The sequence below is a fragment of the Rhodopseudomonas sp. WA056 genome, assembly GCF_010906995.1.
GTDB lineage: Bacteria > Pseudomonadota > Alphaproteobacteria > Rhizobiales > Xanthobacteraceae > Rhodopseudomonas > Rhodopseudomonas palustris_G.
The window spans coordinates 1-11,752 of the sequence record NZ_QPFS01000140.1 but is presented as its reverse complement, the minus strand read 5'-3'; the positions used below and the strand labels follow the sequence as shown (position 1 = coordinate 11,752).

At 65.6% G+C, this 11,752-nt stretch carries 10 protein-coding genes; 3 read left to right on the top strand and 7 right to left on the bottom strand.

Annotated features, from left to right (window positions below):
- Both DU475_RS20720 and DU475_RS20715 read right to left on the bottom strand, forming a co-directional pair.
- A partial coding sequence (locus DU475_RS20720; RefSeq protein ID WP_205524482.1) for an efflux RND transporter permease subunit occupies positions 1-2,828 on the bottom strand: 2,828 nt, incomplete at its 3' end.
- On the bottom strand, positions 2,825-4,042 hold the full coding sequence (locus tag DU475_RS20715) for an efflux RND transporter periplasmic adaptor subunit (RefSeq protein WP_164633187.1): 1,218 nt from the start codon (positions 4,040-4,042) through the stop codon (positions 2,825-2,827). The genes DU475_RS20715 and DU475_RS20720, both read right to left, overlap by 4 nt.
- Before the next feature lie 312 nt (positions 4,043-4,354).
- Between DU475_RS20715 and DU475_RS20710 the strand changes: the two genes are divergently transcribed.
- The 3 genes from DU475_RS20710 to DU475_RS20700 all read left to right on the top strand — a co-directional run bounded on the left by DU475_RS20710 (position 4,355) and on the right by DU475_RS20700 (position 6,570).
- Positions 4,355-4,681, top strand: a complete 327-nt coding sequence (locus tag DU475_RS20710; RefSeq protein ID WP_013502830.1) for a GCG_CRPN prefix-to-repeats domain-containing protein — start codon at positions 4,355-4,357, stop codon at positions 4,679-4,681.
- Positions 4,682-4,753: 72 nt separating this feature from the next.
- On the top strand, positions 4,754-5,440 hold the full coding sequence (locus DU475_RS20705) for a response regulator (protein WP_013502831.1): 687 nt from the start codon (positions 4,754-4,756) through the stop codon (positions 5,438-5,440).
- The gene (locus DU475_RS20700; RefSeq protein ID WP_013502832.1) at positions 5,437-6,570 is read left to right on the top strand and encodes an ATP-binding protein; all 1,134 of its coding nucleotides are present in this window, start codon (positions 5,437-5,439) and stop codon (positions 6,568-6,570) included. Before DU475_RS20705 ends, DU475_RS20700 begins: the two co-directional genes overlap by 4 nt.
- A 123-nt stretch (positions 6,571-6,693) precedes the next feature.
- Here the strand turns inward: DU475_RS20700 and DU475_RS20695 are convergent, their stop codons facing one another.
- The 5 genes from DU475_RS20695 to DU475_RS20675 all read right to left on the bottom strand — a co-directional run.
- Positions 6,694-7,965 carry an FCSD flavin-binding domain-containing protein gene (locus tag DU475_RS20695; protein ID WP_502706856.1) on the bottom strand — a complete coding sequence of 424 codons (1,272 nt, stop codon included), beginning with the start codon at positions 7,963-7,965 and terminating at the stop codon, positions 6,694-6,696.
- Between the two features lie 60 nt (positions 7,966-8,025).
- A complete protein-coding gene (locus DU475_RS20690) occupies positions 8,026-9,291 on the bottom strand; it encodes an NAD(P)/FAD-dependent oxidoreductase (RefSeq protein WP_164633185.1) in 1,266 nt (421 codons plus the stop codon).
- Positions 9,292-9,325: 34 nt separating this feature from the next.
- On the bottom strand, positions 9,326-9,745 hold the full coding sequence (locus tag DU475_RS20685; protein WP_164633184.1) for a c-type cytochrome: 420 nt from the start codon (positions 9,743-9,745) through the stop codon (positions 9,326-9,328).
- A 39-nt stretch (positions 9,746-9,784) separates the two neighbouring features.
- Entirely contained in the window at positions 9,785-10,897 is a 1,113-nt protein-coding gene (locus DU475_RS20680; RefSeq protein ID WP_013502836.1) for a YeeE/YedE family protein, read from the bottom strand.
- Between the two features lie 210 nt (positions 10,898-11,107).
- Positions 11,108-11,752, bottom strand: a 645-nt coding sequence (locus tag DU475_RS20675; RefSeq protein ID WP_205524481.1) for a c-type cytochrome, incomplete at its 5' end; no start/stop codon positions are given.

Sequence of the window (11,752 nt, the reverse complement as noted above, 5' to 3'; positions counted from 1 at the left end):
ATGATCAGGATGGCGTTCTTGGCGGCAAGACCGATCGTGGTCAGCAGACCGACCTTGAAGTACACGTCGTTGCTCTGACCGAGCAGCAGCGCGGCCGCCAGCGCGCCGAACACGCCGACCGGCACCGACAGCATCACGGCGAACGGGATCGACCAGCTCTCGTAGAGCGCGGCAAGGCACAAGAACACCACCAGGATTGAGATCGCGTACAGCGACGCCGCCTGACTGCCGGAGAGCTGTTCCTGGCGCGACAACGCGGTCCATTCGTGGCCGAAGCCGGCCGGCAGGCCGGCGACCAGGCGATCGATCTCCGCCATCGCCGCGCCGGAGCTGACGGAGGCCGCAGCGTCGCCCTGGATCTGAACCGCGGCTGCGCCGTTGTAGCGCTCGAGCCGCGGCGAACCGAAGGTCCAGCGGCTTGAGGCGAAGGCAGAAAACGGAACCATCGCGCCGGCGTTGTTGCGGACGTACCAGAGCCCCAGATCCTCCGGCTGCATCCGGAAGTCCGCCGCCGCCTGCAGATAGACCCGCTTGACGCGGCCACGGTCGATGAAATCGTTGACGTAGCTGCTGCCCCAGGCGATCGACAGCGTCGAGTTGACGTCGGCGAGATTGAGGCCGAGCGCACTCGCCTTCTCCTGATCGATGTCGATCGAAAACTGCGGCGTATCATCCTGCCCGTTGGGCCGGGTTCCGCTCAGCAGCCGGCTTTTTCCGGCAGCGCCGAGCAGTTGATCGCGCGCGGCCATCAGCCTGTCGTGCCCCGCGCCGTTGATATCCTTCAGATAGAAATCGAAGCCGTTGCTGGTTCCGAGCCCTTCGATCGCCGGCGGCGCCAGCGCGAACACCTTCGCGTCGCGAACACCGCCGAACACCGCCATCGCGCGTTCGGCCACGGCGTTGGCGGAGAGGTCGGTGTCTTTGCGTTCGGCGAAGTCCCTCAGACGCACGAAGGCCATGCCGACATTCTGGCCGGCCCCGGAAAACGAGAAGCCCGTCACCGTCATGAGGCCATCCACCGCCTTGGTCTCGTGGTCGAGGAAATGGCGGGTGACCTGGTCGAGCACGCGCTCCGTGCGGTCGGTGGTGGCGCCGACCGGCAACTGCACCGACACCATCAGCAGCCCCTGATCTTCTTCCGGTAAGAACGAGGTCGGCAGGCGGATGAACAACGCCGCGGCGGCGACGATGACGAGCACGAACGCGATCAGACCTTGCCGCGGACGCCGCAGCATGCCGCGCGCCCCGGCCTGATAGGCATCCGTGCCTCGGCCCAGCACGCGGTTGAACCATCCGAATAGGCCGCGCTTCTCGTCGTGCGGCTTCGGCGGGCGAAGAATCGTCGCGCACAGGGCCGGCGTCAGCACCAGCGCCACGATCACCGACAGCACCATCGCGGAGACGATCGTGACCGCGAATTGCCGATAGATCACCCCGACCGAGCCGCCGAAGAACGCCATCGGCACGAACACCGCCGACAGAACCGTGGTGATGCCGATCAGCGCGCCGGTGATTTCCGTCATCGATTTGGCCGTCGCCTCGCGCGGTGACAGCCCCTCGTCGTGCATCACGCGTTCGACGTTCTCGACCACCACGATCGCGTCGTCGACCAGAAGGCCGATCGCCAGCACCATCGCGAACATGGTCAGCGTGTTGATCGAATAACCGGCGAGCGCCAGCACGCCGAAGGTGCCGAGCAGCACCACCGGAACCGCCAGCGTCGGGATCAGCGTCGCACGAAAGTTCTGCAGGAAAATCAGCATCACCACGAAGACGAGGACGACCGCCTCGACCAGCGTGCGGGTGACGTCGCCGATCGAGATCTCGACGAACGGCGTGGTGTCGTAGGGGTAGACGACCTTGACGCCTTGCGGCAACGTCGGGATCATCTCGTTGACCACCGCCTTGACGGCCGCGGCCGTCCTGATCGCATTGGCGCCGGTCGCCAGATTGATGGCGAGCCCCGTCGCAGGCAGGCCGTTGTAGGTCGACGCGCTGGTGTAGTCCTCGGCGCCGAGTTCGACGGTAGCAACATCGTTGATCCGGACCATCGATCCGTTGGTATCGCTCTTGACGACGATGTTGCGGAACTGCGCCGGCGTCTGCAGCCGGCTCTGCGCTGTGACGGTCGCGTTGAGCTGCTGGCCCTTGCGCGCCGGCAGGCCGCCGAGCTGACCAGCCGAAACCTGGGTGTTCTGAGCCTGAATCGCCGCAGTGACGTCGGCCGGCGTCAACGCATATTTCAGCAGCTTCTCCGGATCGAGCCAGATCCGCATCGCATAGCCGCCGCCGAACAACTGGGTATTGCCGACGCCTTCGACCCGCTTGAGCCTGTCATTGAGCGAGCTCTTCACATAGTCGGCGATATCGGTCTCGCTCATCTTGCCGTTGGTCGAAACGAAGCCGACGATCATCAGAAAGCCGTTGGTGGATTTGGTGACCGAGAGCCCCGTGGTCTGGACGATCGACGGCAGCAGCGCGGTCACGAGTTGCAGCTTGTTCTGCACCTGCATCTGCGCGACGTCCGGATTGGCCTTGTTGGTGAAGGTGATCGTGATCTCGGCCTGGCCGCTCGAGGTCGACGACGCGGTCATGTAGTCGAGGTTGTCCAGCCCGGTCATGCCCTGTTCGATGACCTTGGTCACCGAGTTCTCGACCGTCTGCGCGTCCGCGCCCGGATAGCTGGCGCTGATCTGGATCGTCGGCGGCGCGATCTCCGGATATTGCGACACCGGCAGCGTGGTCAGCGCCAACAGCCCGCCGAGCATGATCACGATCGCGATCACCCAGGCGAAGATCGGCCTTCGGATGAAGAATGCGGAGATCATGGCTCTGCCCTTGGACGCGCGGCGCGTCGTTGCAGCGGCAGGCGTTCGCGCACTTCGCCGGTCGTGTCGTCGACCACGACTTCGGTGCCGGCGGCCATCTGCCCGGGACGCACATATTGCGTGCCTTCGACGATCACCCGATCGCCGTCGCGAACCCCGGCGCCGATCAGCCAGTTGTTGCCGACGCTGCGGATCACGGACAGAACGCGTTCCTCGGCCTTGCCGTCCTTGTCGAGGAACATCGCGACCGCCTCACCCTTGGTGTTTCGGGTGACGGCGCGCTGCGGCACCAGGAAGCTGTCGGGCGCGACGCCCTCTTCGACCACGGCGCGGGCATACATGCCGGGCAGCAGCAGTCGCTGCGGATTCGGAAACACCGCGCGTAATGTCACCGTGCCGGTCGAGGTGCTGACATTGGCCTCGGAGAATTCCATCTTGCCGGCCAGCTGATAGATCGCGCCGTTTTCCAGCTTCAGTTTCACCGCGACATGCGGACCGCTCACTTTCAGGCGTCCGGAGTCGATCGCTTGCCGCAGGTTCAGCAGGTTGGTGCTCGACTGAATGACGTCGACGAAAATCGGGTCGAGCGTGCGGATCGTGGTCAGCAAGCCGGTCTGGCCGGCCGTGACCAGCGCACCGGGCGTCAAGGACGAGCGATCGGTCCGGCCGCCGATCGGCGCCTTGATCGTCGTGTAGTCGAGGTTGATCCTGGCGGTCTCGACGGCGGCTTTCGCGGTGGCCACCTCCGCTTTCGCCTGGGCAAGCGCGGCAACGGCATCGTCGAAATCCTGTTTGCTGACGGCGTTCTGTTTGACGAGGCCCTGATAGCGCTCCGACTTGGCCTGCGCGCTGGGCACCGCAGCTTCCGCCTTCCGCAAAGCCGCGACAGCGCTGTCATAGGCCGCCTTGTAGGGCGCAGGATCGATCTGGTAGAGCGCCGCGCCTTCGGCGACTTCGCTCCCCTCGACGAACAGGCGCTGCTGAACGATGCCGGACACCTGGGGACGCACCTCGGCCGTCTGCGACGCGACGACCCGACCGGGAAGCTCCGCGGTTATCGCCACCGCCTGCGGGCGCAGCGTCACGATGCCGACCTCGGGACGGTCGACGCCGGCGGAATCGGCGCCGTGATCGTCCGACTGGGGCTTGCAACCGGCAAGCGCCACGGCAAACGCCAGAGCCGCGATCGCGGCAACCGTTGAATGGGACGACACGGGCTTCACTCTCGCGGGAGTACGACGGGGGCGACCACCCAGCCGGAGCGTGGGAGCGCGATGCGATGACGCGCGAGACTTACCTGCAGCGCATTGGTCGCGTGTGGAGACTATGTGGAGACTTGATGGAGACGGCGATCCGCCCGCCGCCCGACACCGCCCGATCAAGACGAATTTTAAAATATTTTCAATATGTTACGAGATATTCCAGGCCACCGGAGCACGCTCGCCGTCGGCAGGATTTTGGCCGCGATCTTCGCTAACAACAGACGGGTCGCCGATCGCGACGTTGTCAGGGAGCTCTGTGAGCCGATGAAAAAGTTGCTGTTGAAAGCCGCGGTACTGATGGGCACGCTGTCGCTGTGGGGCGGCGGTGCGGTGGCGATGCCGCTCGGCCATGCGCTGCACGCGTCGCCGGATGTGATCCAAGCCGACTGGCAATGCGGCCGAGGATGGCATGTCACGTCCTGGGGCACCTGTCGTCCCGATCGCCGCCTCGGCTATCGGTTTTCATCGTGGCCGTACCGCTATGATGGCTACCGCGCCTACGACTGGAGTGACGATCACGACTGGCGCCATGACCACGACCCGTCCGATGACGACGCTCCGCCCGCCTACGACTGGTCATGGGACCACTGAACCGGGCGTGCCCCAAGCCGGGCCGATCGGGCAAGCCGTCCCGATCGCCCCGCCCCTGTTGGACGATCGACTATGAACGAACTCATCCTGATCGCTGAAGACGAGCCGGAAATCGCCAAGATTCTCGACGCCTATCTGGTGCGCGAGGGATTCCGCACGGTGAATGCGGCCGACGGGCAGACGGCGCTCGATCAGCATGCGATCCTGAAGCCGGATCTGGTGCTTCTGGATGTGAAGATGCCGAAGATCGACGGCTGGGACGTCCTCGCCGAGTTGCGTCGCAGGGGCGAGACGCCGATCATCATGATCACGGCGCTCGACCAGGATCTCGATCGTCTGCAAGGATTGCGTCTCGGCGCGGACGACTACGTGGTCAAGCCGTTCAACCCGCACGAGGTCGTTGCCCGCACCAAGGCGGTTCTGCGACGGTCGGGGCACGCGACCAGTCGAACGATTCTCCGCATCGGTCAGCTCGAAGTCGACCTCGAGAGTCACCTTGCGAAGGTGCACGGCGACGACGTCTCGTTGCCGCTGCAATTGACTCTGACCGAATTCCGGCTGCTGGCCCACATGGCAAAGGCGCCGACCCGGGCTTTCGCCCGCAACGAACTGATCGACGCCTGCCTTCCCGGCGGCGATGCTTTGGAGCGGACGGTCGACAGCCATGTCAGCAATCTGCGCCGCAAGCTCGACGAGGCGGGCGCAACCGGGATGATGTCGGTGGTGCGCGGCGTCGGCTACCGACTGACGGCCGCATGAAACGGTCTCGCCTCAGCGGGCAGATCACGCTGTCGATGAGCATCGTCGCCGCCATCGCGGTGCTGATGGTGTTCGTCGGCACGTTCATCTTCTACACCGTCTATCTGATCTGGTTTCCGCCACCGCCCGGCCCGCCGCCGCTGCTGCCGGAAGCATCCGACTTCGTCCTGATCGCGATCTTCCTGCTGCTAGGCCTCGCCATCGCGATCCACGCCGCGCTGCGGCTGACGCGGCGCATCCTCGCGCCGCTGAATTCGCTGGCCGAAGGCGCGCGCAGGATCGCAGCCGGCGACCTCACCGCGCGTGCGGTGGCGGGCGATCGCTCGCTCGGCGAAACCGCGCAACTGGTCGATGATTTCAATGTGATGGCCCAGCGTCTGCAGGACGTCGCGGAGTCGATGGCCTCGTGGAACGCCGCGATCGCGCATGAACTGCGCACACCGCTGACAATTCTGCGCGGCCGCCTGCAAGGCCTCACCGACGGCGTCTTCGACCCCAGCGACGAGCTGTTCAGGAGCCTGCTGGCTCAGGTCGAAAACCTGTCGCGTCTCGTCGACGATCTGCGGGTCGTGACCCTGTCGGACAGCCAGCGCCTCGACATGCGTGTCGAGCCGACGGATCTCGCCAACGAGGTTGCGCAGGCGGTCGAAGCGATGCGCCCTGCCCTCGACGGAGCCGGCTTCACTGTTCGGATGACGACCCAGCCGGTGACGCTGCCATGCGACGGCGCGCGGATCAGACAGGCGTTGCTCGCGCTACTGGAAAACGCGCGCCGCTACGCGACGCCGGGGGTCATCGAAATCCGGATGAATCTGGAGAACACGGACGTCGTCATCGCGGTCGAAGACGAAGGGCCCGGCCTGAGCGCGGAGTTCGCCGCACAAGCCTTCGATCCATTCGCGCGCGCCGAACCCTCCCGGTCTCGGCAATTCGGCGGCTCCGGCCTCGGACTGTCGGTGGTCCGGGCGATCGCCGAGGCGCATGGCGGACACGCCCGATACAGAACATCGAAAACGGGTGGCTCGGTCTTCGAGATCGTGCTTCCCCTCGACGGCGCCGCCGCCGACAGCAAGGCTGCGACCGGCGGAGACTCCATTGTCCGCAGACCTATGATTGCCCCTTCCGACTGAACATTGACGGTCCTGACGATCCGCGGCGCCGCGCGAGTGACGTCACCAATGATGCGGACGCCAATCGATTTCTGAATGACGTCCGGCCCCCCTGCCGGATCTGTCCACCCGCCTTGTTCTTGATCAGCCGAAAATGTCCGTGGTCATGCCGACGTACCAGCCGGCCGCCTCCCGCGCCTGCTTGGCGCGGAGCTGCGGGCTCTCGTCGAGCTGCGAAGTATAAGGGTCCGACATCACGATCTTGCCGTCCTGCGGTGTGTAGCGGGCGCCGTTCTTGATCGCGTCGTCGGGCGCAAGTTCGCTCCAGCAGTGGTTGGTGAAACGCACCGGCATCCGGCGGTCGCCGACCAGATCGGCGCGGATGATCATCGCGGCGATCTTGCCTTCGTTGTTGGCGGCAAAGCCGGATTTCGGAAACTCGCCGCCGGTGGCGGAATCGCCGATGACGTGGATCGACCGATCGATCAGCGACCCCATGGTGCCGGCATCGACCGGGCAGAACCCGCTGTCGTCGGCGAGACCGGCGTCGCGGCCGAGCCTGCCGGCGATCTGCGGCGGGATCACGTTGACCAGCGCCGCCTTGTGGGTTTCAAAATCGGTGGTGACGGTCATCGCCTTCGGATCGACCGCCTTGATGCCGCCGTGGATGGTCGGATCCTGCCACTCGATCATGCCGGGATAGTGCCGCTCCCAGCCGTCGATGAACAAGGTCTGCATCGCGAAGTGATCCTTGGCGTCGAGGATCACGATGCGGGCGTTCCTGACGCCGCGGCTCTTCAACGCATTCGCCATCATCGAGGCGCGCTCGTACGGCGCCGGCGGGCAGCGATACGGATTGGGCGGAGCGACGATCACGATCAGCGCGCCGTCGCCGAGCGCATCGAGCTGGCGCTTCAAAAGTTCGAACTGCGGGCCGCCGCGATAGCCGTGCGGCATCCGTTCGGCGGCGGCTTCGGAATAGCCAGGAACCGCGTCCCAGCGGAAATCGATGCCCGGCGACAGCACCAGCCGATCATAGCCGAGCCGTGCGCCGCCTGTGGTCCGCACCTCCTTCTTGTCGCGATCGATCGCCGAGACCTGATCGAACACCAGGCCGACGCCGTGCGCGGCGACGCCCTCGTAGCCGAACGACAGAGTCTCGAACGGCTTCAACCCGCCGAGGTAGAGATTCGAGGTGAACGGCGTGACGTAGCGGCGGTTGGCCTCGATCAGCGTCACGTCGATCGCATCGCTGCCGTGGCGCAGATATTTCGCCGCCGTCGCACCGCCGGCTCCGCCGCCGACCACAACTACGCGCGGCTTGGCCTTGGCAATCACCGGACAGGCGAACATCGCCGTTGCCGCCGCGGCGACGCGAATCACACCGCGGCGGCTGATCAGGATCGGCTTGGACACGTCGTCGCTCCGCAGATTCAAGCGCAGGCCGACGCACCAAGGCGCCGGCCCGCAGTGACGTCAGGAGAAAATGTCGGCGGTGATGCCGGCATACCATCCCATGTTCTCTTCCGAGGTCTGCAACCGAATGCCGGCGTCTTCACCGGTCTTCGACACGAACCCTTCGATCTCGGCGATCTTGCCGTCCTTCGGCTCGTAGCGACCGCCGATCTTCACCGTATCGTCCTGCGCCACCACCGACCAGCAGGTGTTGGCATAACGCGCCGGGAAGGTGCGCGATCCGGTCAGTTCGCCGCGCAACGCATTGGCCACCACCTTGGCCTGGCTGTTGGCCGCGAACGCCGATTTCGGCATCGCGCCGGCAACCGAGGCATCGCCGAGCACGTAGATGTTGGCATCGATCGACGACTTCATGTTGGTGGCGTCGATCGGGCAATAGCCGGTTTCGTTGACCAGGCCGGCCTCGCGCGCGATCTTGCCGGCCATCTGCGCCGGGATGACGTTGACCATGTCGGCCTTGATGGTCTCGAAATCGGTGGTGACGGTCATCGCCTTGGGATCGACCCCCTTGATGCCGCCGTGCATCTTCGGGTCCATCCACTCGACCATGCCGGGATAGTGCTTCTGCCAGCCTTCCTGGAACAGCGCCATCTTGGAGAACTTGTCCTTGGGATCGAGCACGATGATCTTGGACTTGCTGTGGCCCTTGGCCTTCAGCACCTTGGCCATCACCGAGACGCGCTCATACGGGCCCGGCGGGCAGCGATACGGGTTCGGCGGCGCCACCATCACGATGGTCGCGCCATCCTGCAACGCGTCGAGCTGCTTCTTGACCAGCTTGGTCTGCGCGCCGGGCTTCCAGCCGTGCGGCATGATCTCGGCGGCTTCTTCCGAATAGCCGGGCACCGAGTCGAACTTGATGTCGATGCCGGGCGCCATCACCAGCCGGTCGTACGGCACGGTGGAGCCGTCGGCGAGCTTGACCTGCTTCTTGTCGCGATCGATCGCCGCCGCGAACTGGCGGACGTGCTTCACGCCGTAACCACCGAGTTTGTAGCCATGGCTGATCGACTCGAACGAGCGCATGTCGCCGAGATACAGATTGGAGTGGAAGCAGGTGACGAAGGTCTCCAGCGGCTCGATCATCGTGACCTCGACCGCTCCTTGCGAGTCCCGCGCGACGTATTTCGCCACGGTGGCGCCACCCGGCCCGCCGCCGATCACCACCACGCGCGGCTTGGCCTGTGCGCGCAGCACGCCGGGCATTGCGACCACGCCGGCCGCCGCCAAAAAGCCAGCCGAGAACTGGCGCCGATTGATCCTCATCTCGTCCCCTCCAAAACATGTTGTGTGTCGTCGACTACCGGATGTCTCCACTCCGGTCTGCGGTGCGCTCGATTTGTTGTTTTTCGATGCTGCCGAAATAGCTCGCGAGCGCCGCGATCTCTTCGTCATTGAACTTGGCGGCGATCGCCCGCATCACCGGATTGTCGCGAACCTTGTCGCGATATTCGGTGAGCGCGGCGACCAACTCGGGCTCGTCGCGGCCGACGATCGAAGGGATGCCGTCGAACCGTCCGCTGATCTGATGGCAGGTGACGCATTCGCTCGACAGATACTCGCCAAGCTCGCGGTCGCCGCCGGCCTGCGCTGGACCTGCGATCGCACAGCCAAGCAGCATCGCCACCACGCTCAGCAACAGGCGCAGCGCGACGCCGATCTGCAGCGCCGGCCAGCGGGCGCAATCCGAACGATCGAAATATCGGCCGGGCACGGCCATCGTCATCCTCCCGAGACAAAATCGTGTTGGCGTGCCGGCTTAGTTGCCGGTCTGTTTCGCCGAAAGAGCCGGCTCGATCGCCGATTCCGCCTTCACTTCAATTTCCGCTTTGGCGTCGAGCAGCATGTGCGTCGCCAGCGCGCCGAGCCACATCGACGCCAGCGCCAGCCAGGCGGTCACCGCGAAGATCGAGCCGCCGGTGACGCCGGCGCCGACCGCGCAGCCGCCCGCCAGCATGCCGCCAAATCCCATCAGGAACGCCCCCGATGCGTAGCGCCCCATGCTGAGCCCGTCGTGAAATCCTTGCAACTTCCAATCGCGGCCGATCAGCGCCGCCAGCAGCGAGCCGGCGAACACGCCCGGCACCAGCCCGATGTCGAAGCCGAGCGGCACCGAGGGCGAGTTGATCAGCCCCATCAGCGTGTCGGCGGACGGTCCGGTGAAGCTGACGCTCTTGATCTGGGTCGGCTCGAACGAATGCTGAGCCAGGATGTAGGTGACCAGCCAACCTCCGGTGACCGCGAGGCCGACGCCGATCGCCGCGATGCCGGTGACGATGCCGATCCGGTTGCGCCAGCCGAGCCACACTGCCCACAGCAGCACCGCCACGCCGAAGCCGGCGCCGATCACCGGGCCGGCGTGGACCACGGTGAGCAGGTTGCGCGACGCGCCGCCCGGCAGCGTCCACAGCGACGTGAGGAATTCGCGCGCCGGCGACAGCACGCCGCGCAGCGACGCCTGCGCCACGATCGTGAGGATCAGCCCGGTGACCAGCGCGCGCAAGTTCCCCGTGCCGGACAGCACCAGTAGACGGCTGGCACAGCCGCGCGACAGGATCATGCCGGCGCCGAACATCAGCCCGCCGATGATCGCGCCCGACAAGCTGCCGGTGGCGGCGAGCTGGCGTGCTTCGGACACATCCAGCACGCCGGAGGTGATCGCGACCTGAGTGGCGGCGACCGCGGCGGAAAACGTCAGCAGCCAGACCGCGAGCTTGGGACCGAACGAGCTTTCGGAGAACTCGATCACCGCCGAGCGCAGGCAGAACCGGCTGCGTTCGGCGGCGGCGCCGAACACCAGCCCCACCAGCAGACCGCCCGCGGTCAGCAGCGTGGTTTCGCCGAAACGTTCGATGAGCAGGTCGAGATCCAAAAGAGGCGTTCCTCGTCATTGCGGCGCGCTCGACTGCAACCCGTCGTCGGTTCGTCCTCGATCTTCCATAGCGGCCGCGGAACGGCGAATTGTCGTTCCGCACGCGCCGATCGACATTGATCTGGCGCAATCGAACTAATCAACCAGCGCAGCGCCGGTGCAATTACTTGGCGTGCGCCGCGCAGAAATTGCGGCGCACGCCATCTCGTATCAGTCCACCTTCGGTCCAGCCTTCTCGTCGGGCGTGACGTCGATCGCAATGGCGCGGCCGATCACCTTCGGCGCCGGACCACAGTCCTTCATGCACGGGCTCTTCTTCCAGAACGACTTCTCCGCGACATCGCGGTCGTCTTCGTAGAAGCCGTCGGCATTCGGCATCTTCACCTTGGCGAGATTGTCCTGGTTCAGCTCGAAATCCTGATCCTTGATGACGTCGTTCATGTTGAGCAGATACGCCGTCAGCGCGTAGATCTCGTCGTTACTGAGCGAGCGGGCGTTGCCGAACGGCATCGCGTGGCGGACGTAGTCGTACACCGTGGTGGCATCGGGCCAGTACGAGCCGATGGTCTTGTCGGGACGATCCGCCTTCAGCGTGCCGTGGCCGCCGGACAGCACCGGATAGCGGCCGACGCCTTCGCCGAACTCACCATGGCAGGTCGAGCACTTCTCCTGGAACAGCGCATCGCCTTCGCGGGCGGTGCCGCGGCCCGGCGGCAGCCCCTGCCCGTCGGGCCGCACGTCGATGTCCCAGGCGGCGATTTCCTCCGGCAGCGCCGGACGGCCCAGACCGAGCTTCACCGGCGCTGGCGGCGCGGCCGGCCCGGCAGCCTGCGCCGACGCCTTCGCTTCCTTCCC